Raw genomic sequence first — 24984 nt, 5'->3', positions numbered from 1 at the left:
TTTCACGGAAACGGCGAACCGCTCTATCTCTTTGTTTTGACGCAATTCCGAGCGGAAGGCTACGGCGAAGTCGCCGAGCCTAACCGCTCGACACTTTTCCTGGAATTGCCCCTGCCTACCAGCCAGGCATGATCTGGTTTGCCTTGACCCGCTTCATCTTGGCGAAGGCGAGTGCGGCGAAGTCGAAGCTTCCCGCCTCCTCGCTGATCGGCACCGAGATATTGTCGAGGCTCTCCGCGATGTGACGGGCGAGCGCGTCGACGATCTCCGGCTGCGAGGTCTGGCCGCGCATGATGCCGATCCGGCAGTCCGGCAACTGGCCGAAGCCGTCGGCTTCGCCAAGCACGCGCATGCCGGGCCGAAGCGCGCATTCCGGCAGCACCGAGACAGCCAGGCCCGAAAGCACGGCGGCGGTGATGACGGTAGCCGAAAAGCTCGAAAACAGGATGCGGTAGTCGCGCTTTTGCCGGTCGAGCACGTCGACCGCGGCGCGGCGCCAGATGCAGTTCGGCCGGCCGAAGGCCATCGGCAGGATTTCCTGCTCATGCGTGGCGTGGTTGGCCGAAGTGACCCACAAAAGCGGCTCGCGCCGCACCACTTCTGACTGGCCGCGCGTGTCGTTGTGCGTCACCAGCGCCAGGTCGAGATTGCCGCGCTTGATATGCTCGACCAGCCCCGGCGTCGGTTCGCACACGACGGTCAGCTCGACGCGCGGGTTGGAGCGCGAGAAGCGCGCCATGATCTCGGGCAGGAAGCGGTCGGCATAGTCGTCCGGCGTGCCGATGCGGATCGTGCCTTCGAGCCGCTGGTCGTCGAAGGCGGCCAAGGTCTCGCGGTTGAGGTAGATCAGCCGCCGCGCATAGGAAAGCAGCCTGTCGCCTTCCTCGGTCAGCTTGTTGGTGCGGCCGTCCTTTTCGAACAGCGGCTTGCCGATCCGCTCCTCGAGCCGGCGCATCTGCATCGACACCGCCGACTGCGTCCGGTGCACCTCTTCGGCCGCGCGGGTGAAGCTGCCGGTGTCGGCAATCGAGATGAAGGTCTGCAACTGATCGAGATCGAGCGGCGCTTTCATCTGTCCAACCTATCATTGATGTTGATGCTACAGATTAAAAACATTCGTTGGATTAATCAATCGCGCGATGGCAAATTGCCACCGTCCACATGAAAGCAGTGCATGTCGCCCGAAAGTGGTCCCCGGTTTTGGGGACAACGGCATGCATCACGTCAATGAATGGAAACCGGAACGGCGCTTCTCCCAAGGCGCCGGTTGCAGGGTTTCGTCCGCCCGACTCCCGAAGGAGAGACTGACATGACCACGATCGAATTCGCCTCCCAGACCCCGCGCATCACCACGCGTCCGGCCGTTGCGACGCTTGTGGTCAATGCTCTCGCCAACAGCTACCGCGCCTGGAAAAACCGCCGCGCCTTCTATCGCCTTGGCGAGATGTCGGATGCCGAGCTTGCCGATATCGGCCTGACCCGCGCCGACCTTCATGTCGCCATCGGCGTGCCGTTCGGCCGCGATCCGACGGTGAAGCTGCGTGCCATCGCCAGCGAGCGTGCCGACACGATCGAGGATCTTGCTCGTCAGGTCGCCTGAACGGCCACATCGCCTGGATTTTCGGTCGCGTTGAACCTTTTCACGGCTCGGCGCGACCAAGTTTCATGCAGGCTCCCACACTCCCTGCCGGTTCCCCGCCGGCCCGCCTGCACATTGCCCGGTTCCTCCTCCAGGACCGGGCATTTTTTTGCTTAAAACCGATCGATAAGCTCGACGAGCCGTCCACCGGCAAAAAGCAAAACTCCGAAGGCCAAAAGGGAGAGGGCGAATATCCCATAGCCGACGCGATTGCTCTCATCTACGGGCTTCCACTGTGACGACAACGGCTTGCCATACTTCAATGCGTCCCGAATATTTCTATACCCGGGTGCCTCACTCGGGTTGAGAAAGTCATATCGATAAGCAGAGTAGACAACGCCGAACAGCGCTGCGCCCATCAAGCCGTTGATGACTATTTCACCTGAAGTCATGCTTTTTGCCGGACTTACCGCCGGTCCATGTCGCGCTTGAACTGGTCGAAGATCGTCCCGACGTTCTTTTCATATTCGTCGCGCTGCTGCGCGCCGGTTTCGAACATCTTGCCGAAAATGTCGTCGAACGGGTTTCGCGGCCGGCCGCTCGGATTGGTCTGCGGCTGTTGCGGCGCGCTCGGCTGCGGTTGGCGCTGTTGCGGTTGCGGCGCCGGCTGTCCGCCGGGCAGGCCGAAACCGCCGCCGCCCTGGCGCAGCATCTCCTCGAAGATCTTGCCGAGCGGGTTGTCGCCATAGGGGCTTTGCGTCGGTTGCGGCTGCGTCTGCTGCGGCGTGCCGCCGCCGAACATATCCTGCAGCACCTTGCCGAGCGGGTTCTCGCCGTAAGGATTGGGCGCTTGCTGGGGCTGGCTTTGCGGCTGCGGCGCGCCACCGCCGAACATGTCCTGCAGCACCTTGCCGAGCGGGTTCTCGCCATAGGGATTGGGCGCCGGCTGCGGCGCCTGGCGCGTCTGCGGCGCCGGCGCGAGGCCGCCCTGTCGCATCATCTGCTCGATGATTTCGCCGAGCGGGTTGCCGCCGCCGAAGCCGCCGGCGGCCTGCATCTGCCCCCCAGTCAGTTGATTGTTGGTCTGCTTGAACAGCCCGCCCATCATCATCGAGGCCATGGCCGGCAGCATCTGCTGCAGCACCTGCTGGCTCAGTCCTGTCGCCTGCGCGGCCTGGCTCGCCACGGCGCGCGAGAGGTCTTTCGAGCCGAACAGATGGCCGAGAATGCCGTTGCCCTCATCGATGCCTTGCGGCGAAAAGGCCCTCGTGGCGTCCTCGAAATACTTGGCGTGTTGGCCGCTCGCCATCGCCGTCATGAAGGCGCCCATCCCGTAAGGATCGGCGGTATTGCGCTGCAGCCCTTGCGAGAAGGCGGGTAGCAGTGCCTGGACCGCGGCCTGCGTCTGCTGCATCGAAAGCCCGTATTGCTGGGCCAGCGCCTGCATGCCGGCGCCGTTCTGGGCCTGGGTGAAAATGTCGAACAGGGAAGGCATAGGGTCTCCTCCGGCGATGTGCTCGTGGGGGAGCCTAGCGCATGACCCCGAAAATCGGAATCGATTTTCGGAGAGGATCATGCGCCAAAGCAAAAGCTACTTTCTATCATGGATTGAAGCGGCTTTTGCTGACCAACCGCCAGGCGGATGCCGGACGGTTAATAGGCATATTCCATGAACACCGGCTCGATCGAGCCGCCCCAGCGCGTGTGATAGGCCGACAGCATCTCCTCGGCACTGGTGGTGCCCCGCGCCACGACCTCGTCAAGCGTGTTGAGGAACGACGTCTCGTCATAACCGTCACGGTTCTTCTTGCCGCGATTCTTCAGGCCCGTGCGCGAGATGGCGAGCACGTCGCGGGCGACGTCACGCAAGGTGGCGTTGCGGAACGGCGCCGCGATGCCTTGCTCCGGCACGGCGTTGCGCATCGCCAGCGCCTCTTCGTAGGTCCAACTCGCGGTCAGCGCCTCGGCGGCGTCCAGCGCCTGCTCGTCATAAAGCAACCCGACCCAGAAGGCCGGCAGGGCGCAGATGCGCCGCCACGGCCCGCCGTCGGCGCCGCGCATCTCAAGGAAGCGCTTCAACCGCACGTCGGGGAACAAGGTCGAAAGATGATTTGCCCAGTCGCCCATCGTCGGCAGGCCATCAGGCACTTCATTGCGAGCAGCACCCGCCATGAACTGGCGGAAGGTGATGTGCGTCATGTCATGATAGTGGCCGTCGCGGATGACGAAATACATCGGCACGTCGAGCGCCCATTCGACATAGTCGGCGAAACCGAAATTCGGTGAGAAGCAGAATTCGAGCATGCCGGAGCGCTGGTTGTCGGTATCGCGCCAGATGTCGCCGCGCCAGCTCTGCAGCCCGTTCGGCCGGCTCTCGGTGAAGGGCGAGTTGGCAAACAGCGCCGTCGACAGCGGCTGCAGCTTCAGCGACACCTGCATCTTGCGGCGCATGTCGGTCTCGCTCTCGAAGTCGAGATTCACCTGGATCGTGCAGGTGCGGTACATCATGTCGAGGCCCTTGGTGCCGACCTTCGGCATGTAGCGCGTCATGATCTCGTAGCGCGACTTCGGCATTTTCGGTGTGTCGGCCAGCGACCATTTCGGGCTGCCGCCAAGACCAAGGAAGCGGATGCCGAGCGGCTCGGCGATCTCGCGCACCTGCGCCAGATGCGCGTTGCCCTCGCGGCAGGTCTGATGGATCGACTCCAGCGGCGCGCCGGAAAGCTCAAACTGGCCGCCGGGCTCCAGCGAGATCGCGCCTTGGCCCGTCGGCTCGACGAGGCCGATGATGCGGCCGGCATCCATGATAGGATCCCAGCCGAGCTTTTCCTGCATGCCTTCGAGGATGGCGCGGATGCCGCGCTCGCCGCCATAGGGCACCGGCGCGTTGCCGTCGACATAGAAGGGGAACTTCTCGTGCTCGGTGCCGATGCGCCATTTGTCGCGCGGCTTATTGCCTTCAGCCAGGTAGCCGACCAGTTCATCGACCCCTTCGATCGGCCGGAAATCACTTGTGTCGCGCGCCATGAAGCCCCTCCGAGCGCATCGCCCCGGAAATCTGCATCGACTTCCTCAAGGCATCCTGCACAGATACGTAAATGTTACAGCGCCCTTCGTGCGTCGAAAAGCATGCTCGGTGCTGCAGGGGCCGGACGGCCGCCGGCGCTAGATGGACGAAATGTCAGGAGCCGATCAAGCAAAAAATCCTGAGCCAGGCCTCAACAGGATTTGATCACCAGTCACCGATCGTCGCCTGGATCGCGGCCAGCGCCGCCACTGCCGCCGTGTCGGCGCGCAGGATGCGCGGCCCGAGCGGGATGGCGGTGACGAAAGGCAGGGCCCTCAGCATCTTGCGTTCGTCGTCGGAAAAGCCGCCTTCCGGGCCGACCAGCAGTGCCAGCTTCTTTTCCCTCACCGCCTGCAAGGCCGGCAGCGGATTGTTGGTCGAGGCATCCTCGTCGCAGAAGATCAGCCGCCGCCCCTTGTCCCAGTTGGCGAGCAGCCGCTCCAGCTTTTCCGCCTCGCGCACATCAGGTACGGCCAGGATGCCGCATTGCTCGGCCGCTTCGACGACATTGGCGCGCAACCGGTCGATACCGGGCTTTGCCACCTGCGTGTGTTGGGTGATGACCGGTTGCATAATGCCGGCGCCCATCTCGACTGCCTTTTGCACAAGGTAATCGAGCCGGCCCTGCTTGAGCGGCGCGAAGCAGTAGACGAGATCTGGCAGCGGCGGCTGCGGCCGCTGCAATTCCAGCACCCGCAGCCGGACCGACTTCTTGGACCGGGCGGCGATCGAAGCCGACCATTCGCCGTCGCGTCCGTTGAAAAGCAGGACCGCGGCGCCTTCGCCGAGCCGCAGCACACGGGCGAGATAATGGCTTTGCTGCCGGCCGGCATCGAATTCGAGGCCGGGTCCAAGGTCGTCCGGTACGAACAGCCGCTGCATTTTGTAGTTGGCGCGCATGGCCGAGCAATGGGCGAGGCTCCCCCTGGCGTCAAGTCGTACGGAAAAGACGACACGCAAAGGTCGGAACCCCAATGCCGGCTTGCCGTGCGATCATACAAGCTAAGAGCCGGGAAATTGCGAGGGATCAATGAGCAAGATTACACGCGGCAGTTGCCTATGCGGCGCCATCCAGTACGAGTTGCGTGGCGCATTGCGTCCGATCGTCGCCTGTCACTGCAGCCAGTGCAGGAAGGCCAGCGGTCATTTCGCGGCAGCCACTCAGGTCGAACAGGCGCAGGCGGCAATTACGGGCGATACATTGCGTTGGTTCAAATCGTCCGAACATGCCGAGCGAGGCTTCTGTACCGTATGCGGCGGTAACCTGTTCTGGCGCCGATTCGGCAGTCCTTTCATATCTGTCTGGGCCGGGACCATCGACGGCAAGACCGGTCTTAAGATGGAACAACAGCTCTATCCGGAATCGGCCGGAGACTATTACGATCTGCCGGCGGTGCCGATCATGTCGCAATCGGATTTGAAATAACCGCGGTCAGCCCGCCCAGACAGGGCGATATCCGGCGCGGAGCACGGCTACGGTTGTCGGTGGCGTGACCATGATTGGATTGGCCAGTTGCGGCGCGTCCAGCCGGATCGCCGGTTGATAGCCGCCGAAGCTCCATGGCAGCGCTGAACCGTCAAGTAGCGCGTAGGATTTGTTGCCCACGGCGATCATTGTGCCGCATGGCAGGGTGGCAAGCGCCGCAGGATCGAGCCTTGCCCCTTGTCCGCCCGAGGCCAGCCGCTCCTTGTGCAACCGCTTGTCGACCATCGGCGCGCGCGGCTCGGCAATGCCGAACGCTTCGCCGAAACGACTGACGAAGTCGGTTGCCCGTTCGCGCCGGCAGAAGAAGCAGGGCCGGTGGCCGGCGGCCAAAGCCGTCACCTCGTCGAGGAAGAACAGCTCGGTCCAGCCGGCTTTGCCCCCGAAACGATTGCGGCCCATCGGCTCGCGCCGTACATTGCGGAATTCGCAGACGCAGATGATCCAGGCCGGCAAGGCCCAGCGCTTCTTCAAAAGCGTCTTGGTTTCAGGGTCATGGATGATGCCGCGATTGCCAGTGAACTGGCCGCGTTCCAGCACGGCATGGATGGCGCCGAAGGGGTCGACCCGGTTCTGCAGTGGCATAGCTTTCTCTCTCGATCCGCATCTTGGCTGAAATACGGACCGCATGATATCGCTCGCCCCAGCGTTTTCATGTCAGCAGGTTTTCGATGCGGGTTTTGGTCGTCCAGAATTTCGACAATGAGGGCCTTGGCCAGATCGGCGCAGCACTTGTGGAAGCCGGCGCCGATATCGACCTGCGCAAGCCCTATCGCGGCGAGACTTTGCCCGACGACAGCGCCGAGCACGATGCCATCGTGGTGCTTGGCGGCGCCCAGAACGCGCTCGACGACGAGATCTGCCCCTACTTCCCCGCATTGCTCGACCTGACGCGCGATTTCGCCGACAAGGATCGCTCGGTGCTCGGCATCTGCCTCGGCAGCCAGCTTCTGGCGCGCGCCTTCGGCGCCAGGAACCAGATCGGCGGCGCCACCGAGTTCGGCTGGCACAAGGTGTCGCTGACGCCGGACGCGAAGTCGGACCCGGTGCTGGCGGCGCTGCCCGAAAAATTCCCGATCTTCGAATGGCATGACGACACGTTCGGCCTGCCGGAGAACGCCGTGCGACTGGCCGGCAGCGCGGTCGCCGAAAACCAGGCCTTCCGCCTCGGCCGCGCCGTCTATGGCTTCCAGTTCCACTTCGAGGCGGATACGCCGATGGTGCGCGACTGGAGCACTTCGTTCGCGGCAACGATCGCCGAGCGCAATCCCGACTGGAACGACCGGCTCGACGACGAACTGGCCAGCAACGGCCCCGACGCCGACGCCGCCGGCCTGGCGATAGCCCGCGCCTGGGTGGCAACGATCTGAGCGCTCGAAACGGGCTGGCGTCATATCGGCCCATGCCGCAAATGACGTGACTCCGCACAGGCTCGCGGGGAGCTCTTTGTTGCTGGTCGTATACAGAGGGCTCTCTCCAGACTTGGCCGGTGTGAAAAAGCCCGCTGCAGTCGTCATATGACGACTGCGGAATCCGTGATCCTGCCTTTCATTAGTTGCCGGGTTCAATCGAGCACACGGAAGCCCGTGCGCTAAGGGCATGAAGATATCCGGCCTCGGCAAACGGGCCAGTATCTTTTGATCATCGCGGGCCGACCCCTGGCATTGCCCGGTGTCGCTCTTGTGGCAGGGGGCTTGTTCATGCGGCTTGTGGGGTTTGTCGTCGGATCAGCGCTCGTTGCCGGTGGTGCTTGCGCGGCGGTCGCGCACGTCGCGACCGATTTGCGGCAGTTGATGAGCTCGGCGGCGGGAGCACCTGTGATCCAACCGGCCTCCGGTTGCGCGCCTCCCGGTCGATGCCAGTTCGGCGGCGGCAATGGCGCAGATCGTTCGACAAGGAAGAACAACGGCCGATCGAGCAGCAGTGGCACTTCTGGCATCACCAGCGGCGGCACGTCCGGCGGGACGAGCGGTGGCACCAGCGGCATTACGTCCGGCGGGACGAGTGGCGCCACCAGCGGCGGGACGAGCGGCGACAACACCAGCGGCGGCACGTCCAGCGGCACCAGCGGCATTACGTCCGGCGGGACGAGTGGCGGCACCAGCGGCGGGACGAGCGGCGACAACACCAGCGGCGGCACCTCCGGTGGCACCAGCGGCGTCACGTCCGGTGGAACGAGTGGCGGCACCAGCGGGGGGACGAGCGGCAACAACACCAGCGGCGGCACGTCCGGCGGGACGAGCGGCGGCACTTCCGGCGGCACCAGCGGCGCCAGCGGCTGAGCCTTGCTGCACGATCTGACAACGTTGCGATCGAGCGCTCCGGATGCGCCTCCGCGGTCGGCTACCGGGACGTGGAGTGGCATCGCCGGTCTTGTCGCCGCGATCGCGGCGGTCATCGCGCTGCGTTGGTGGCAGCAGCCGGATTACGTCAGGACGCTCGCCGTTCTTGCCGTCGTCGCACTCGCCATGGTGGTGGTCGATCTGCAGGTCTACCGGGTGCATCTCAATGCCTCGTCCGGCTTGTCCGCCGCGCCGATGCGACCGCTCGATGTAAAGCGGACTCTCCATAAGTTGGTCGGGCTATGGCTCACTGTCGGTGCCGTCGCCGCGCTTTACTGGCTGCTGCCGGTCTATGCCGACAGCTTTTACGACCCCTTCAAACAGGCGGCGCTCTACGGCTTGCCTGCGCTGGTGCTGCTTTCGCCTGTCTACGTTGCCTTGGTCGACCGCCTGCAGCGCCAGCCCGAGGATGCCTATGCTGAGCTCGGCCACCTCATCGCCTGCGATCGGCCAAGGGACTGGTCGATGCTTGTCGCGCATGGTCGAGGCTGGATCGTCAAGGGCTTCTTCCTGCCCTTGATGTTCGTCTACACCAACAATGATCTCGCCGCGCTCTGGGCAGGCTCACCGCTGGTCCGAATAGACAATTTCGAGCATTTCTTTTCCTTCGGCATCGACTTTCTCTATCTGGTCGATGTTCTTTTCGCGGTCGTCGCCTACACGCTTACCTTGCGCCTGACCGACAGCCATATGCGCTCGACCGAGCCCACCGTCAGCGGATGGGTGGTCTGCCTGTTCTGCTATCCGCCGTTCTGGAGCTCGGTCGGGGTCAAATATCTCGCCTATGATCAGGACGGCGCCTATTGGGGCCGTTTCCTCGAGCCATACCCGCTGCTCTACGGCCTCTGGGGCAGCATCATCCTGGCGCTGGTCCTGGTCTATGCCTGGGCGACCGTCTCCTTCGGCCTGCGGTTCTCGAACCTCACCAATCGCGGCATCATCACCAACGGACCGTATCGCTTGGTCAAGCATCCCGCCTATCTCTGCAAGAATATCGGCTGGTGGATGATCTCGATGCCGTTCCTGAGCACGATGGGTTGGACGACAGCCCTGCAGTCATGCCTGCTGCTTGCCGGGGTGAACGCGGTCTACTGGTTGCGCGCCGTCACTGAGGAGCGCCATCTTGCGGCCGATCCGGCCTATCGAGAATACCAGGCTTTCATCGCCCGCCACGGTTTGTGGGCGAGGATTCGGCGGAGCCCGCCTGGGAGCCAAACGGCGGCTTGACGCAAGGCGTGGCATAATTGGCACGCCCCCACGGTTCCGTCTGGGGAAAACCCTCTTCTTCCTTGGTGTGTGTCCGGCCGCTCGCCTAAGAGGGCGCGCCTTGTATCGTCGGTGCAACCGCCATGAACCTTCTGTGTGATCCAAGCGACACACCTGCGATACAGAATCTGCTTAGAAGCGCGAAATCGTCGAAACATTGAGACGCATTTTATCGTTTCAACGCATTGGTAACCGCCTCGTGCCCAGATGCAGAAAGCTTAACCAGAGATGACGTCCGTGAAAGCAGCTCTCCTGTCCTTTGTCATGCTGTCTGCCATCGTGCTCTGCGGCCTGGGTATCTATGCCGCCGATGCAGCGACCAATCACCGGGCCGTCGACGGCTACGGCGTCACAGCCTCGCTCGACTGAGTCTCAATAAAATCGGAAGCACGGCTGCGCCAGGATCGCGCCTTCTAAAGCGCTTTCCCCTGGACGGTCAGGATGCGTTTGTCGCCGCCGGTGACGGCAAGCGCGCTCAGCGTTCCCGATTTCCAGGCAAGCGTGTCGACATTGACCCGATTGGCCTGCACGTCCGCTTCGGCAACGGGCGTATGCCCGTGCACGATCACCTTGGAAAAAAGCCCTGAGTGGTCGTGGAAGGCATCGCGGATCCAGATCAGGTCTTGCTGGTTCTGGTGGTCGAGCGGCACGCCCGGTCTTACCCCGGCATGGCAGAAGAAGAAGTCGCCGAAGGTCACCGAGAACGTCAGCGAGCGCAGGAAGTCGACATGGCTGCGCGGCACCGCCTTCACCAGGGCCATATGTCCCGGCGCGATGGCCTCCGCCTTGCCGAACCAATGCATGTCCCGCGTAAGATCCACGCCATAGGACTGCGCCGTCTGGACGCCGCCATAATTCATGAACAGGCCGTCCGGCTCGGCATCGGCAAGGAATTCGAGCATGCCGATATCGTGATTGCCGGCGAGCATAATGTTGCGCGGATCGCGCTTTTTGGCCTCGATCAGGAAATCGATGACGCTTTTGGAGTCCGGTCCGCGGTCGACATAGTCGCCGAGATGGATGATGCGCCAGTCGGACGCGGGCGCATATTCCAGTTCGCTCTCGATGTGCCGATGCATGGCGGCGAGTAGGTCGTGGCGCCCATGCACGTCGCCAATGGCATAGAGCCGCATGCCGTCCGGCCCGCGCGCGTCGAGATAGTGGATGCCGGTCTCGGTCAAGGAACCTGTCTTTTCGTGTTGCCGGTCTTTTCGTGTTGATCGTCGGGGCAAGCTAGGACCAATCGATGAACAACGCCCTAGCGATGGCGCTGATCCTTGCCCGTGTCGGCGACAAGGCGCTAGCCGCGCTTAGCGATGGCGCTGATCCTTGCCCGTGTCGGCGACAAGGCGCTAGCCGCGCTTAGCGACGCAGTTGATCCTTGCCCATGTCGGTAACGAGACGCTTGCCGCACAGTGCCAGCGTGATGTCCATTTCCTTGCGGATGATTTCGAGCGCCTTGGTGACGCCGTCCTTGCCCATGGCGCCGAGGCCATAGAGGAAGGGCCGGCCGATATAGGTGCCCTTGGCGCCGAGGCAAAGCGCCTTGAGCACGTCCTGGCCCGAGCGGATGCCGCCGTCCATATGGACTTCGATCCTGTCGCCGACCGCATCGGCGATTTCTTCCAGCACCGAAATCGAGGAGGCGGCGCCATCGAGTTGCCGCCCGCCATGGTTGGAAACGACGATCGCGTCGGCGCCGGTCTGCGCTGCCATCAGCGCATCTTCCTTGTCGAGAATGCCCTTCAGGATCAGCTTTCCGCCCCAACGCTCCTTGATCCAGGCGACATCCTTCCATGACAGCTGCGGATCGAACTGCTCCGTCGTCCAGGACGACAGCGAAGAAACGTCGCCGACACCCTTGGCGTGGCCGACGATGTTGCGGAAGGTGCGGCGCTTGGTGCCGGCGATCCCCAGGCACCAGCGCGGCTTGAGGGCCAGGTCAATGATGTTGGCAAGCGTCATCTTGGGCGGCGCCGAGAGACCGTTGCGCACATCCTTGTGGCGCTGTCCCAGGATCTGCAAGTCGAGCGTCAGCACCAGCGCGGAGCATTTCGCCGCTTTGGCCCGGTCGATGAGGTCGAGCACGAAATCCTTGTCGCGCAGCACATAGAGCTGGAACCAGAACGGCTTCTTGGTGACCGAGGCGACATCCTCGATCGAGCAAATGCTCATGGTCGAGAGCGTGAACGGCACCCCGAACTCTTCAGCTGCCTGTGCCGCCAGCATCTCGCCGTCGGCATGCTGCATGCCGGTAAGCCCGGTCGGTGCGAGCGCCACCGGCATCGCCACTTTCTGGCCGATCATGGTCGATTCCAGCGAACGGTTGCTCATGTCGACCAGCACGCGCTGGCGGAATTTTATCTTGGCGAAGTCCTCTTCGTTCGCCCGGTAGGTGCTCTCGGTCCAGGCGCCGGAATCGGCATAGTCGAAGAACATCTTCGGCACCTTGCGCCGTGCCAGGTCCTTGAGGTCGGCGATGGTAAGGATTTCGCTCATGATGGGTTCCCCGCTGATGGCTAGGAGCGTTTGGGTGTGGGTTCGATATCGCCGGCGTCCGAGCGTTGTCTGAGGCGCAACCTGGACACACGCTGCCAGTCGCCGCTGCGCTCGGCTTCCGCCATCGAGCGCTCGACATAAGTGATGTGGTCCATCGCCGCCTTGCGTGCCGAGATGGGATCGCCTTCCTTGATCGCGGCGTGGATTGCGCGGTGCTGCTGCAACAGCGCCTCGCGCGCGCCGGGCACGCCGAACACCAGAAGCCTGTTCTGGAACACGCCTTCCGACAGCAGCCGGTAGCAGGAGCGCAGCGTGTGCAGAAGGATGATGTTGTGCGCGCATTCGCAGACCGCGTGATGGAACTCGACGTCGATGTCCGCCTCGTCATCGAAATCGCCGGTCCGGTGCGCTTCGTCCATGCGCGCCATGATGCGATCGAGCAGCGCGAGATCCTCCGGCGTCGCCCGCCGCGCCGCGTATTCGGCCGCCACCGCCTCGATCTCGCGCCGGTACTCCAGATAGTCGGTCACCGCCTTGCGGTGCGTGGAGATGAGGTCCGTCACAGGCTTGGTAAAGAGCTGGCCGATGACGTCGGCGACATGCGTGCCGCCACCGGCCTTGGTCGTCAGCAGGCCGCGCCCCTCCAGTGCCTTCAGCGCGTCGCGCAGGATCGGCCGCGACACGTCGAACTGGCGCGCCAGCTCGCGCTCGCCGGGCAGCCGGTCGCCGGTGCGCAGCACGCCTTCGAGGATCAGGCTCTCGATCTGCTGCACCACCTCGTCGGCGGTGCGCGAATGCTCGATCCTGGAGAAGATGTCGCTCAATGGAGACGCCTGGAGAAGGAAACGGATGTCGCCCAGATTAGAGCGTCTGTCACCAACTGGTCAAATTATTTATCCAATTCGTCGGTTACAGTCAGCTCCGCAGCCGCGCGGTTTCATCGGCGCTTGCTAAAATTTGCTGTTTACGCGCCTTGTCGATTGCCGCAAGACCACCGGGTTGCACGAAGGGTCGAAACCAGGGGGACCAGCCGTGTCGGACGAGGCGTCCAATCTCGAATTCCAGCCGCGCGCCCAGGGCAGCGTGATGGGCTTTCCGGCGTATGAGGGGCGGCCAGGTGCGTTGGGCGAGGTCCACGCCCGTCCGCATCCGCTGGTCGACAAACCGCGCGTGCTCGTCCAGCTTTCCTTCATGACCGAGGGCGGCTCCAGCGTCGACCATGCCGTGCTCTCGGAATTGTCGCGGCGGCTCGGCATCGCCGCGCCCGACCGTTCCGCGCGCCATCATGCCATGAAATGGGGCAAGGGCACGTTGCGTTGGGAACGACATACGGAATTCTCGACCTATCTCTGGGAAGGGCCGCTGGCGGAGAACGGCCGGGGGCAGGAGGATTCGCCCTTCGGCAATGGCTTCTCGCCACCAGGCACGGTGATTTCCGGCATCCGGCTCGAAATCCGTAAATGGACGCAGGCGAGCGAAAAGCTGATCGCCGGCTTCGACCCCACCAGCCTGTGCCATTCGCTGGTCGGGCGCGGCGCCGCCGCCATCATCACCGATTTCCGCCAGGACGGCGACGGCCTGACCCGCATGCTGGTGCTCGATCGCGGCCTGACGCCGGCCAGCACCGGCGCGCTGTCGCAGCGGCTGATCGACATCGAAACCTATCGGACGCTCGCGATGCTCGGGCTGCCGCTGGCGTTGACGCTGTCCGGCCGCGCCCGTCGCATCGAGGATCGCCTGGCGCAGACCACGCTGGAAATGAAGGCGGTCGAAACCCGCGACAGCCAGACCTTGCTCGCCGATCTCACCGAACTCGCCGCCGAGTTGGAGGCCGACGCCGCGTCAAGTCTCTACCGTTTCGGCGCCAGCCGCGCCTATGACGGCATCGTCACTGAAAGGCTCGAGGCGCTGGATGAAGAGCCGGTGCAGGGTTTTGATACCTGGGCGGGCTTCCTGCTGCGGCGCATGGCGCCGGCCATGCGCACCTGCCGCTCGGTCGAGGAGCGCCAGGCCAACCTGTCGCGAAAACTCACCCGCGCCACCACGCTTCTGCGCACCTGGGTCGATGTCGAGGTCGAGAAGCAGAACCGCGACCTGCTGGCCTCGATGAACAACCGCGCCCGGCTGCAACTGCGCCTGCAGCAGACCGTCGAAGGCCTGTCGGTGGCCGCCGTGTCCTATTATGTCGTCGGCCTCATCGGCTATGTCGCCAAGGGCGCTTCGGTCTTCGGTCACGCTTTCGCGCCCGAAGTCGTCACCGCGGCGTCTGTGCCTGTCGCCATCCTGCTCGTCTGGTGGGGCGTCCGGCGCGTGCGGAAAATGCATTCCGAGCCGGCAAGGCATCCAGGCGAATAGCGGGCGAAGGTCCCTCATTTCGTGTCGAACCGCAGCGGCAGATTGCCGCTGCGGAAGCCTGCGGTTGCGTTCGTCGCTGGCTGCGACCAAAGCAGCGTTTGCAACAGAAGTGTCAAGCTGGTAAAAGATTTTGACCAGTCAAGCGAGATGAGGCCCGCCCGATGTCCGGCCTAGCCATGCCCAAGCCAGACGCCGAAACGCTGCGCCGTCGCGCCGAAATCGTCGCCGACATGCGCATCATCGTGCCGGGCGAGGGGGTCGTCGACACGGCCACTGAAATGCGCGCCTTCGAGAGCGACGGCCTCACCGCTTATCGGCAGCTGCCGCTGGTCGTGGTGCTGCCGGAAACGGTGGCGCAGGTCTCGCGGGTCTTGAAATACTGCAACGAGCGCAACATCCGCGTCGTGCCGCGCGGCTCCGGCACTTCACTGTCCGGCGGCGCGCTGCCGCTGGAAGATGCGGTGCTTCTGGTGATGAGCCGCTTCAACCGCATCCTCGCGATCGACTACCCGAACCGCATCGTCGTCGCCCAGCCAGGCGTCACCAATCTCGGCATCACCACCGCCGTCGAGCAGGAGGGCTTTTACTACGCCCCCGATCCATCCTCCCAGATCGCCTGCTCGATCGGCGGCAATGTCGCCGAGAATTCCGGCGGCGTGCATTGCCTGAAATACGGGCTTACCGCCAACAACGTGCTGGGCATCGAGATGGTGCTGATGAATGGTGAGGTGGTGCGCCTCGGCGGCGGCCATCTCGACCAGGAAGGCTACGACCTGCTCGGCGTCATGACCGGCTCCGAAGGCCTGCTCGGCGTCGTCACCGAGGTCACGGTGCGCATCCTGAAAAAACCGGAGACGGCGCGCGCGCTCTTGATCGGCTTCCCAACGAGCGAAGAGGGCGGCCAATGCGTCGCCGACATCATCGGCGCCGGCATCATCCCGGGCGGCATGGAGATGATGGACCGCCCGGCGATCCATGCTGCGGAAGATTTCGTTCATGCCGGCTATCCGCTCGATGTCGAGGCGCTGCTGATCGTCGAGCTCGACGGACCGGGCGTTGAGGTCGACCATTTGATCGGCCTCGTCGAGGCGATCGCCTACAAGAACGGCTCGACCACATGCCGCATTTCGCAGTCGGAGCAGGAGCGGCTGAGCTTCTGGGCCGGACGCAAGGCGGCCTTCCCGGCGGTCGGCCGCATCTCGCCCGACTATTACTGCATGGACGGTACCATCCCGCGCAAGGAACTGCCGCGCGTGCTCGCCGGCATGCGCGAGCTGTCGGAAAAATACGGGCTCGGCGTCGCCAACGTCTTCCACGCCGGCGACGGCAACCTGCACCCGCTGATCCTCTACGACGCCAACGTGCCGGGCGAGCTCGACAAGGCCGAAAGTTTCGGCGCCGACATTTTGCGCCTGTGTGTCCAGGTCGGCGGCGTGCTGACCGGCGAGCATGGCGTCGGCGTCGAAAAGCGCGACCTGATGCCGGAAATGTTCAACCAGATCGACCTCGACCAGCAGATGCGCGTCAAATGCGCCTTCGATCCGAACCATCTGCTCAACCCCGGCAAGGTTTTCCCGCAGTTGCGCCGGTGTGCGGAACTGGGGCGCATGCATGTGCACAGGGGAGAGGTGGCGTTTCCGGATATTCCGAGGTTTTGAGTGGATATGTTGGCGCTTGAACACCCCCCTCTGTCCTGCCGGACATCTCCCCCGCAAGGGGGGAGATTGGATGTCGCCCCCGCTTTCGCCAATCGCCACGGTTGCCAGCGAGGCGGGGCGCTGAAGCTGCCGATCTCCCCCCTTGCGGGGGAGATGTCCGGCAGGACAGAGGGGGGTGCGAAGGAACGCGACCTATCTTCTCTCCCCCGCTTTGCGGGGGCGAGGAAAGGCGCTTACCCGTGACCACCTTCACCCCATCCTCCCCCACTGAAGTCCTCTCCACCATCCAATGGGCGGCCGCCGAGGAATCCCCGCTGGAAATCCTCGGCCATGGCTCCAAGCGCGGCATAGGCCGTCCGCTACAGACCGAGCACACGCTCGACCTATCCAAGCTCGCCGCCGTCACCCTCTATGAGCCGGCCGAGCTGGTGCTGTCGGTCCGAGCCGGCACGCCGCTCGCCGAGATCGAGAAGCTGTTGGCCGAAAACGGCCAGCAATTCGCCTTCGAGCCGATGGATTACGGCCCGCTCTTGGGCGGCGAACCGGGCAAGGGCACCATCGGCGGTGTGCTGGCCACGAACCTGTCCGGTCCGCGACGGCTGAAGGCAGGTGCGGCGCGTGACCATATCCTGGGCGTTGCCGCCGTCTCCGGCCGCGGCGAGGCCTTCAAGTCCGGCGGCCGCGTGGTCAAGAACGTCACCGGCTACGACCTCTCCAAGCTGATGGCCAACAGCTGGGGCACGCTGGCCGTTCTGACCGATGTCACCTTCAAGGTGCTGCCGGCTGCGGAAACGGAAGTGACCTTGGCCATCCGCGGCCTGCTCGACGATACCGCTGTCGCCGCCATGGCGCTGGCGCTGGGTTCCAGCGCCGAAGTCTCGAGCGCCGCGCATCTGCCGGAGCGGATCGCCGCGCACGTCGCGGCCGGCCGCCTGGGCAGCGATGCCGCGACGCTGCTGCGCGTCGAGGGTTTTGGCCCGTCGGTCGTCTATCGCGTCGAAGCGCTCAAGCAACTGCTCGGCAAGGCCGGTCCGCTGGAAGAGATCGCGGGCGAGGCTTCGAAAACCATCTGGCGCGACATCCGCGATTGCACACCTTTCGCCGATGGCGGCGCGGGGCCGGTCTGGCGCGTCTCGATGGCGCCGTCGCAAGCGCATCACATGGTGATGGCGCTGCGCATGCAGGCGGCGGTCGACGCCTTCTATGACTGGCAGGGTGGGCTGGTATTGCTCTCGATGCGCGAGGACGACCCGGAGGCCGAGCTGCTGCGCGGATTGATACGAAAGCATGGCGGCGGCCACGCGACGCTGGTGCGCGCGTCTGCCCCGCACCGCGCGGCACTGCCGGTATTCGAGCCGCAGCCGCCGCATCTGGCGGCGCTGTCGGCGCGGCTCAAGGCCGAGTTCGACCCCAAGCACATTCTCAACCCTGGCCGCATGGCTCCGGGCGCCGGCTCTGCTACTCTCACTCGATCAACGGAGGGAGCAACATCATGAGCAACACCGATCCAGGACCGCGCCAGACCGATCGCTGGCTGGAGCCGGGCCAGACCAACGCCTTGGTCATCTACATTCTCTACCTCGCAAGTCTCGTCATCGGCGTGACCGGCATTGTCGGCATCGTGCTTGCCTACATCAACCGCGGCAAGGCGGGCGGCTTCGTCGAAAGCCACTATACATTCCTGGTCAGGACGTTCTGGATTGGCCTTCTCTACGCGCTGATCTCCGTGGTCCTGATGATGCTGGCGATCGGCTTCCTGCTGATGTTCGCGGTCGCCGTCTGGTTCATCGTCCGCTGCATTCTCGGGCTGCAGGCGCTGCAGCGCGGCGAGCCGGTCAAGAACCCGCAAAGCTGGCTTCTGGGACAGTAAGGATTTTTGCGTGCAGACCAATTTCTCCCTTGCCCAGCTTGCTGACCCGCACGTCGCGGAATCGGAGAAGATCCTGCGCAAATGCGTGCATTGCGGCTTTTGCACCGCCACCTGCCCGACCTATGTGACTTTGGGCAACGAGTTGGACTCGCCGCGCGGCCGCACCTACCTCATCAAGGACATGCTGGAGAACGGCCGGCCGGCGGACAAGGAAATCGTCACCCATATCGACCGCTGCCTGTCTTGCCTTGCCTGTATGACGACATGCCCTTCGGGCGTGAACTACATGCATCTGGTCGATCATGCCCGCGCCCATATCGAGCAGACCTACAAGCGCCCGCTGCTCGACCGGTTGACGCGCGCCATGCTGGCCTTCGTGTTGCCTTACCCAAGCCGTTTCCGCGCCGCGCTGAAACTGGCCGGGTTCGGCCGGCCGTTCATCGGCCTGTTCGCGAAACTGCCGGCGTTGAGGCCGGTCGCCGCCATGCTGAAGCTCGCGCCCTCGTCGATCCCGCCGGCATCGCCAATGGCTTCGCCCGGCACGCATGCCGGGCAGGGGACCAAAAAACGCGGCCGCGTCGCCATCCTCACCGGCTGCGCGCAGTCTGTGCTTGATCCGGCGATCAACGAAACGACCATCTCCCTGCTGACAAGGCTGGGCGTCGAGGTCGTCGTTCCGGAAGGCGAGGGCTGCTGCGGCGCGCTCGTCCATCACATGGGCCGCGAGGCAGCGGCGCTTGCCTCGGCCAGGCAGAATGTCGACGCCTGGACGCGCGCCATCGAGACGGGCGGGCTCGACGCCATCGTCATCACCGCGTCGGGCTGCGGCACCACGATCAAGGACTATGGCTTCATGTTGCGCTTCGATCCCGCCTATGCCGAAAAGGCCGCGCGCGTCTCGGCTCTGGCCAAGGACATCACCGAATATCTGGCAGCCCTCGACCTGCCCGAGCCGGTGCGCAAGCTAGGCACGATCGTCGCCTACCATTCGGCCTGCTCGATGCAGCATGGCCAGAAGATCACCCGACAGCCGAAGGAGCTTCTAGCCAGGGCGGGCTTCGTCGTGCGCGAGCCGCGCGAGGGTCATCTGTGCTGCGGCTCGGCCGGCACCTACAACATCCTGCAGCCGGAGATTTCGGCCAAGCTACGCGACCGCAAGGTGAAGAACATCGAGGCCACCGGTGCTGAGATCGTGGCGACCGGCAACATCGGTTGCATCACGCAGATCGCATCCGCCGCGAAGCTGCCGGTGGTGCACACGATAAAGCTGCTCGACTGGGCCTATGGCGGCCCGAAGCCGGAAGGCGTTTCCGACGCCAAGCTGGTCGCCGCCGAGTAGTGAAAGCTACTCCGCCGCGAGCTGGTCCGCCACCCCATAGGTCGCGCGGTAAAGCGCGCGCTGGCGGTTAAGCGCCACCATGGTGTTGCGCAAGAGGATCGCGACCGTCAGCGGGCCGACGCCGCCGGGCACCGGCGTGATCCAGGACGCCACTTCCTTGACGCTGTCGGTGTCGACGTCGCCGACGATGCGGCTTTCGCCGTCAGGGCCGATCTCCGAATTGATGCCGATGTCGATGACACAAGCGCCCGGCTTCACCATATCGGCCTTGATCAGCCGCGGCTTGCCGACGGCGACGAACAGCGCGTCGGCGCGCCGCGCATGGGCAGCCAGCGAGCGCGTCATGTGGTGGCACACCGTCACCGTCGCGCCCTCGCTCATCAACAGGAAGGCGATCGGCTTGCCGACGATCTCGGAATGGCCGACGACGACCACTTCGAGCCCCTTGAGCTCGAGGCCGGTCTCCTTGAGCAGCTCGACCGAGGCGGCCGCCGTGCAGGGCGCCAGATCGAGCTGGTTGTAGACGATGTTGCCGATCGAGGCCGGATGCATGCCTTCGACGTCCTTCAGCGGATGCACCGCCGCCTGCAGCGTCTTGATCGGGATATGCGCCGGCACCGGCCGCTGGATGATGATGCCGGTGACGCGCGGATCAGCGTTGAGGCCGTGGATAGCGGCTTCCAATTCACCGGCGGTGATGTCGGCTGCAAAGCGCCGTTCCTCGAAGCCGATGCCGGCGAGTGCGGCCTTGGCGCGCTGGTTGCGCACATAGACATCGACCGCGTCGGTATCGCCGACGGTGATCGAAACCAGCTTGGGCGGAAAGCCTTCGGCCGTGGCAATCAAGGCATCCTCGCGCACCGAAGCGATGATGCGCTGGGCAACCGGGCCGCCTTTCAGGTAGCGGCTGTCGTCGGTCCGGGTCATGGCTGGCACCTTTGCCTTCTGGAGCAATTCGAGGAAAAGCGCGCTAGCGGCTTTCCATCCGGAATTACGCAACAACTGAGATTTGTGCACTGCAATAGCAGAGACGCGCCGGGAAATCAGCCCCGGAAACGAAACCGCGTGCTTTCGGGGCGACTTGCCGCGCTGTGTATCAAATGAACTCAAAAACGAAAAAGGCAGCGCGGCTTCCCTGCGCTGCCTTCTCGTGACCGACCGTATCCCCACACGGCCCGTCCCCCGTAAACTCTTCACCGGTTTAAGCACATCCCGCAGGATCGCACTATGACTTCGCGGCAACAGCATGAGACTAAAAAATGCTGCGCCGTCTAACCGGCTGATTCGCTGCGCGACTATATCACCTCGACCGTGGTTCCGACATTCACGCGCTCGTAGAGGTCGACGACATCTTCGTTGCGCATGCGGATGCAGCCGGAAGACACCGCACCGCCGATCGTCCAGGGCTGGTTGGTGCCGTGGATGCGGTATTCGGTCGTGCCGAGATAGAGCGCGCGCGCGCCAAGCGGATTCTCGATGCCGCCGGCCAGATAGGTCGGCAGGTAGCGGCCCTTGGCCGCCTCGCGTTTGATCATCACCGCCGGCGGGCGCCAGTCCGGCCACTCGCGCTTGTTGGTGATCTTGTGTGTGCCCGACCATTCGAAGCCCGGCTTGCCGGTGCCGACGCCGTAGCGACGCGCCTTGCCGTTCTTCTCGATCAGGAAGAGGAAATTCTGGTGGGTGTCGATGACGATCGTGCCCGGCCTCTGCGGACCGTCATAAGCGACTTCCTGCGGCAGATAGATCGGGTCGATCTGCGGCCGCATCACCATGCGTTTGGCCGGCTGCTGCACGGCCGCCGTGCGCTGCTGGTCGGGCTGCGCCTGGAACAGCCGGCGCAGCGGCTGCTGCGTTGCCTGCCGGGTCGGGCGCACGATGCCCGGCGCACGGCCAAGCTGCAGCACCCAGGGCGCCGAAAGGTCCGGGCTCACCATCACCGGCGGCCTGTCGGCATAGCGGTCATTGGCGAGCGTGGTCGTGGCGCCGGCGGCAAGAATGGCCACCGCGCCAAGCAGGGAACAAAACGCTGTCTTCATCGGAACGCACCTTGATCGTCGAACTCATCCGGGGCGGAAAGGGCGGCCCTCGGTTTCGCGATCCTTGGCGCGGAGCGGCAAGCAAAACATGAATCGGAATGCGTAAAATGCCGCTTTGTCAGTAAAGCTTTTGGTGTGGTTACCGGCCGGTTCAGGAATCTGGTAAAGCCACGGTAAACTTGGCGCTGACGCGCATTAACGAATGGATCTGCTCACGATGGCAACTGAAAATGCCGGCATTCTCGATGGCACCGACGGCAAGGCGCGCTGCTTCTGGCACGGCAACCTGCCGGATTATCTCCACTACCACGATCATGAATGGGGCCGGCCGGTAACGGATGATCGCCGGCTGTTCGAGAAGATCTGCCTGGAAGGATTCCAGTCGGGCCTGTCGTGGCTCACCATCCTGCGCAAGCGCGAGAATTTTCGCGAGGCCTTTGCCGGTTTCGACTTCGACAAGGTGGCGGCCTTCACCGACGCGGATGTCGAGCGCCTGCTCGGCAATGCCGGCATCATCCGCCATCGCGGCAAGATCGTTTCGACCATCAACAACGCCAGGCGCGCCCGTGAGATGGTCGACGAATTCGGCTCCCTGGCCGCCTGGTTCTGGAAATTCGAGCCGGGTGCGGACGAGCGGCCGTCAGTCGTCGACCTGGCGCATCTGCGCGCCAATCCGACGACGGCCGTGTCGGTCAGGATATCGAAGGAATTAAAGAAGCGCGGCTGGAGCTTTGTCGGCCCCACCACCGTCTATGCCTTCATGCAGGCGATGGGCCTGGTCAACGATCACCTCGAAGGCTGCTACTGCCGCGCCGAGGTGGAAGCCGAGAGGAAGAAGCTGAAGCGGCCGAAGTAGGGTACTCTTTCCCTTCTCCCCTTGTGGGAGAACGCTAGCGTCTCACTCCGCTGGAGCACCCCTCATCCGTCTCGGCGCTATCGCGCCGATCCACCTTCTCCCACAAGGGGAGAAGGAGAGAGTCGCTACTTCTCGTACCGTCCCTTATGGCCACTGCCGTTGATGTTCCAGACCAGGCTGGAGCCGGACACCGTGAGCACCAGTCCGCTGAAGCCGCTATCGTCGGGCGTGTGATGCGTGGAGGCCGAGCCGCGGCCGGCCGGGATCACCTCGACGGTCGAGCCCTTCCTCACCCAGCAGCCCTTGCCGTATTGGTCGTTGGCGCCATAGGCGAGCGCGAATTCGAAGCTGCCGTCTTTCTTCAAAAGCAGCTCGGAACCGACTTCCATGACGCCGTTCAGGTAATAATGGCCGGCAAGGCGGGCATCGCCCGGCTGGCAGGCGTTGGCCGCGCCGGTCGCGCCAACAGCCAGCGCGCCGGCAAGCGCGCACGCAAATTGCAACTGCATGATGATCCCCCGATCGTTGAGTGAAAGTCAGAGGCTGCCGGCGCCGGTCAGAAACAGCCCGGCAATGATCGCCGCCACGGCCGCGAAGGCCGGGTAGATCACCAGCAGGCCAGTTACCAGCGCGTCGCCCACCGTAGGCTTGCGTGTCTGCGTCGGAACGTCGAACGGCCGGCTGGCTGCTGCGCCGGCTTGACGGCGGCGCCGCCGGCAGGCCGCAGCCTGGCCGATTTGCCGCTCTCGATGATGTCTTCAGCCGTCGTCATGGCCCCGAACCCCTTGTTTCGGCGCGCTTTATGGTCGTCGATTGTGTCGGCAGCATGCCGCGCCGATGGCGGAATTGTTTCGTCTTTGGCGCGGTTTTGTTTCAGTTTTTCCTTCTCCCACCAGGGGAGTAGGAGAGGCCCCACCCTTGCCGCTCCAAGCCGCATCGTTTAGGAAACGCGCGCCCATTACCAGAGAAGATCATCCCATGGCCGACAAATCGGAAAAGACGAAAGCGCGGTTGCCGCGCGGTTTTGCCGACCGCAGCGCCGAGGATATCCGCGCCGTCGAAAAGATGATGGCGACCATCCGCTCGGTCTATGAACTCTACGGCTTCGAGCCGGTCGACCAGCCGATGATCGAATACACCGATGCTTTGGGCAAATTCCTGCCCGACCAGGACCGGCCGAACGAAGGCGTGTTCTCCTTCCAGGACGATGACGAGCAGTGGCTGTCGCTGCGCTACGACCTGACGGCGCCGACGGCCCGCTTCGTCGCCGAGAACTACGATCGCTTGCCGAAACCCTATCGCAGCTACCGCTCCGGCTGGGTGTTCCGCAACGAGAAGCCCGGTCCCGGCCGCTTCCGCCAGTTCATGCAGTTCGACGCCGATACGATCGGCACGCCCGGTGTCGCCGCCGACGCCGAGATGGCGATGATGATGGCCGACGTCATGGAGGCGCTCCGCATCAAGCGCGGCGATTACGTCATCCGGGTCAACAACCGCAAGGTGCTGGACGGCGTGCTGGAGGCGATTGGCCTCGGTGGCGAGGAAAATGCCGGCCGCCGGCTGACGGTGCTGCGTGCTATCGACAAGTTGGACAAGGTTGGGACGGACGGCGTCAGGGCGTTACTTGGAAAGGGGCGGCTGGACGAGAGCGGCGACTTCACCAAAGGCGCAGGACTAGCCGATCAACAGATCGATCGGATGACGGAGGTGTTCGGAAGTCCTGGTGGTTTCTGGGACTACGATATGGGTTCCGAAGGCGTCATTGCCGACGATAGGCGAACGATCGACACAAACGGAAAGACTTCGATTCTGAGCAACGGGTTTGCCATAGACGAGTTGCGCTTGGCCTTTTCCAACGAGCCGCTGGCTCTGGATGGAATAAACGAACTCGCCGCAATCAACGACATGGTCCGTGCTGCTGGATACGGAAGCAATCGCATCCGCATCGACCCCTCCGTCGTGCGCGGCCTCGAATACTACACCGGGCCCGTCTTCGAGGCCGAGCTTCTCGCCGAGATCCCCAACGACGAAGGCCAGATCGTTCGCTTCGGCTCGGTTGGTGGCGGCGGGCGCTATGACGGGCTGGTCTCGCGCTTTCGCGGCGAGCCGGTGCCGGCGACCGGCTTCTCCATCGGCGTCTCGCGGCTGATGACGGCGCTGAAGAACCTAGGCAAGCTCAACACGTCGGACGTGATCGCACCGGTTGTCGTGCTCGTCATGGACAAGGATACGGAAAGCCTCGGCCGCTACCAGAAGATGGTCGCCGACCTGCGCGCCGCCGGCATCCGCTCTGAACTATATCTCGGCGGCGCCGGCATGAAAGCGCAGCTGAAATATGCCGACCGCCGCGGCAGTCCGGTCGCCATCATCCAGGGCGGCGACGAGCGCGCCAAGGGTGAGTTGCAGATCAAGGATCTGATCGAAGGCGCGCGCCTGTCGGCCGAGATCACCGACAACGCCGAATGGCGCGCCGCAAGGCCTGCCCAGGTGACGGTGGCGGAAGGCGAGCTGGTTTCTGAGGTAAAGAAGATTTTGGCGGCGCAGGCGGCCGATCGCACGAAGGGTGGCGCTTGAACACCCCCCTCTGTCCTGCCGGACATCTCCCCCGCAAGGGGGGAAATTGGATGTCGCGTA

Annotated in this window: 25 protein-coding genes; 13 read left to right on the top strand and 12 right to left on the bottom strand. The window is 63.9% G+C overall.

The window, feature by feature from the left end:
- Positions 1-115 precede the first annotated feature (115 nt).
- Positions 116-1072: a LysR substrate-binding domain-containing protein gene (locus tag RFM98_RS06385; protein WP_320308044.1), complete on the bottom strand. Its 957-nt coding sequence runs from the start codon at positions 1070-1072 to the stop codon at positions 116-118.
- A 237-nt stretch (positions 1073-1309) separates the two neighbouring features.
- Between RFM98_RS06385 and RFM98_RS06380 the strand changes: the two genes are divergently transcribed.
- Entirely contained in the window at positions 1310-1600 is a 291-nt protein-coding gene (locus RFM98_RS06380) for a DUF1127 domain-containing protein (RefSeq protein WP_320308043.1), read from the top strand.
- Positions 1601-1752: 152 nt separating this feature from the next.
- On the opposite strand, the gene RFM98_RS06375 is transcribed toward RFM98_RS06380, so the two are convergent.
- From RFM98_RS06375 to RFM98_RS06360, 4 genes are all read right to left on the bottom strand, one after another.
- Positions 1753-2031, bottom strand: a complete 279-nt coding sequence (locus RFM98_RS06375) for a hypothetical protein (RefSeq protein WP_320308042.1) — start codon at positions 2029-2031, stop codon at positions 1753-1755.
- Positions 2032-2045: 14 nt separating this feature from the next.
- Positions 2046-3074 carry a DUF937 domain-containing protein gene (locus tag RFM98_RS06370; protein WP_320308041.1) on the bottom strand — a complete coding sequence of 343 codons (1029 nt, stop codon included), beginning with the start codon at positions 3072-3074 and terminating at the stop codon, positions 2046-2048.
- Positions 3075-3232: 158 nt separating this feature from the next.
- Positions 3233-4606, bottom strand: a complete 1374-nt coding sequence (locus RFM98_RS06365; RefSeq protein ID WP_320308040.1) for a glutamate--cysteine ligase — start codon at positions 4604-4606, stop codon at positions 3233-3235.
- A 205-nt stretch (positions 4607-4811) separates the two neighbouring features.
- Positions 4812-5546, bottom strand: a complete 735-nt coding sequence (locus tag RFM98_RS06360) for a 16S rRNA (uracil(1498)-N(3))-methyltransferase (RefSeq protein ID WP_320308147.1) — start codon at positions 5544-5546, stop codon at positions 4812-4814.
- A 130-nt stretch (positions 5547-5676) separates the two neighbouring features.
- On the opposite strand from RFM98_RS06360, the gene RFM98_RS06355 reads away from it, so the two are divergent.
- A complete protein-coding gene (locus RFM98_RS06355; RefSeq protein ID WP_320308039.1) occupies positions 5677-6072 on the top strand; it encodes a GFA family protein in 396 nt (131 codons plus the stop codon).
- Between the two features lie 6 nt (positions 6073-6078).
- Here RFM98_RS06355 and RFM98_RS06350 read toward each other — a convergent pair whose 3' ends face one another.
- Positions 6079-6714: a hypothetical protein gene (locus RFM98_RS06350; RefSeq protein ID WP_320308038.1), complete on the bottom strand. Its 636-nt coding sequence runs from the start codon at positions 6712-6714 to the stop codon at positions 6079-6081.
- Between the two features lie 86 nt (positions 6715-6800).
- Between RFM98_RS06350 and RFM98_RS06345 the strand changes: the two genes are divergently transcribed.
- The 4 genes from RFM98_RS06345 (at position 6801) to RFM98_RS06330 (ending at position 10106) form a co-directional block, all read left to right on the top strand.
- On the top strand, positions 6801-7499 hold the full coding sequence (locus tag RFM98_RS06345; RefSeq protein WP_320308037.1) for a type 1 glutamine amidotransferase: 699 nt from the start codon (positions 6801-6803) through the stop codon (positions 7497-7499).
- 447 nt (positions 7500-7946) lie between these two features.
- The gene (locus tag RFM98_RS06340) at positions 7947-8411 is read left to right on the top strand and encodes a hypothetical protein (RefSeq protein WP_320308036.1); all 465 of its coding nucleotides are present in this window, start codon (positions 7947-7949) and stop codon (positions 8409-8411) included.
- Between the two features lie 3 nt (positions 8412-8414).
- A complete protein-coding gene (locus RFM98_RS06335; protein ID WP_320308035.1) occupies positions 8415-9698 on the top strand; it encodes a methyltransferase family protein in 1284 nt (427 codons plus the stop codon).
- A 276-nt stretch (positions 9699-9974) separates the two neighbouring features.
- The gene (locus RFM98_RS06330) at positions 9975-10106 is read left to right on the top strand and encodes a hypothetical protein (RefSeq protein WP_263498119.1); all 132 of its coding nucleotides are present in this window, start codon (positions 9975-9977) and stop codon (positions 10104-10106) included.
- 44 nt (positions 10107-10150) lie between these two features.
- On the opposite strand, the gene RFM98_RS06325 is transcribed toward RFM98_RS06330, so the two are convergent.
- The 3 genes from RFM98_RS06325 to RFM98_RS06315 all read right to left on the bottom strand — a co-directional run bounded on the left by RFM98_RS06325 (position 10151) and on the right by RFM98_RS06315 (position 13060).
- Positions 10151-10918: a metallophosphoesterase gene (locus tag RFM98_RS06325; RefSeq protein ID WP_320308034.1), complete on the bottom strand. Its 768-nt coding sequence runs from the start codon at positions 10916-10918 to the stop codon at positions 10151-10153.
- A 181-nt stretch (positions 10919-11099) separates the two neighbouring features.
- Positions 11100-12236, bottom strand: a complete 1137-nt coding sequence (locus RFM98_RS06320; RefSeq protein WP_320308033.1) for an alpha-hydroxy acid oxidase — start codon at positions 12234-12236, stop codon at positions 11100-11102.
- A gap of 20 nt (positions 12237-12256) precedes the next feature.
- Positions 12257-13060, bottom strand: a complete 804-nt coding sequence (locus RFM98_RS06315; RefSeq protein WP_320308032.1) for an FCD domain-containing protein — start codon at positions 13058-13060, stop codon at positions 12257-12259.
- Positions 13061-13268: 208 nt separating this feature from the next.
- Here RFM98_RS06315 and RFM98_RS06310 point away from each other — a divergent pair, with 208 nt between their 5' ends.
- The 5 genes from RFM98_RS06310 (at position 13269) to glcF (ending at position 19458) form a co-directional block, all read left to right on the top strand.
- A complete protein-coding gene (locus RFM98_RS06310) occupies positions 13269-14591 on the top strand; it encodes a DUF3422 family protein (protein ID WP_320308031.1) in 1323 nt (440 codons plus the stop codon).
- Between the two features lie 161 nt (positions 14592-14752).
- A complete protein-coding gene (locus RFM98_RS06305; protein ID WP_320308030.1) occupies positions 14753-16249 on the top strand; it encodes an FAD-linked oxidase C-terminal domain-containing protein in 1497 nt (498 codons plus the stop codon).
- A gap of 239 nt (positions 16250-16488) precedes the next feature.
- A complete protein-coding gene (locus RFM98_RS06300) occupies positions 16489-17745 on the top strand; it encodes an FAD-binding protein (protein WP_320308029.1) in 1257 nt (418 codons plus the stop codon).
- Positions 17742-18119 carry a DUF4870 family protein gene (locus RFM98_RS06295; protein ID WP_320308028.1) on the top strand — a complete coding sequence of 126 codons (378 nt, stop codon included), beginning with the start codon at positions 17742-17744 and terminating at the stop codon, positions 18117-18119. Before RFM98_RS06300 ends, RFM98_RS06295 begins: the two co-directional genes overlap by 4 nt.
- Before the next feature lie 10 nt (positions 18120-18129).
- Positions 18130-19458, top strand: a complete 1329-nt coding sequence (gene glcF, locus RFM98_RS06290) for a glycolate oxidase subunit GlcF (protein ID WP_320308027.1) — start codon at positions 18130-18132, stop codon at positions 19456-19458.
- A 6-nt stretch (positions 19459-19464) separates the two neighbouring features.
- Here glcF and RFM98_RS06285 read toward each other — a convergent pair whose 3' ends face one another.
- Both RFM98_RS06285 and RFM98_RS06280 read right to left on the bottom strand, forming a co-directional pair.
- Positions 19465-20385, bottom strand: a complete 921-nt coding sequence (locus RFM98_RS06285) for a bifunctional 5,10-methylenetetrahydrofolate dehydrogenase/5,10-methenyltetrahydrofolate cyclohydrolase (RefSeq protein WP_320308026.1) — start codon at positions 20383-20385, stop codon at positions 19465-19467.
- A gap of 368 nt (positions 20386-20753) precedes the next feature.
- Positions 20754-21494: a L,D-transpeptidase gene (locus tag RFM98_RS06280; RefSeq protein ID WP_320308025.1), complete on the bottom strand. Its 741-nt coding sequence runs from the start codon at positions 21492-21494 to the stop codon at positions 20754-20756.
- 217 nt (positions 21495-21711) lie between these two features.
- On the opposite strand from RFM98_RS06280, the gene RFM98_RS06275 reads away from it, so the two are divergent.
- Positions 21712-22350, top strand: coding sequence for a DNA-3-methyladenine glycosylase I (locus tag RFM98_RS06275; RefSeq protein ID WP_320308024.1), 639 nt, complete (start codon positions 21712-21714; stop codon positions 22348-22350).
- 125 nt (positions 22351-22475) lie between these two features.
- Here RFM98_RS06275 and RFM98_RS06270 read toward each other — a convergent pair whose 3' ends face one another.
- Positions 22476-22859, bottom strand: coding sequence for a hypothetical protein (locus tag RFM98_RS06270; RefSeq protein ID WP_320308023.1), 384 nt, complete (start codon positions 22857-22859; stop codon positions 22476-22478).
- A gap of 469 nt (positions 22860-23328) precedes the next feature.
- Between RFM98_RS06270 and hisS the strand changes: the two genes are divergently transcribed.
- On the top strand, positions 23329-24924 hold the full coding sequence (gene hisS, locus RFM98_RS06265) for a histidine--tRNA ligase (RefSeq protein WP_320308022.1): 1596 nt from the start codon (positions 23329-23331) through the stop codon (positions 24922-24924).
- Positions 24925-24984 lie beyond the last annotated feature (60 nt).

Source organism: Mesorhizobium australafricanum (genome assembly GCF_033977265.1).
Taxonomy (GTDB): domain Bacteria; phylum Pseudomonadota; class Alphaproteobacteria; order Rhizobiales; family Rhizobiaceae; genus Mesorhizobium; species Mesorhizobium australafricanum.
Note: the sequence above shows the minus strand (reverse complement) of the source record. Positions and strands in the feature narration are given on the sequence as shown.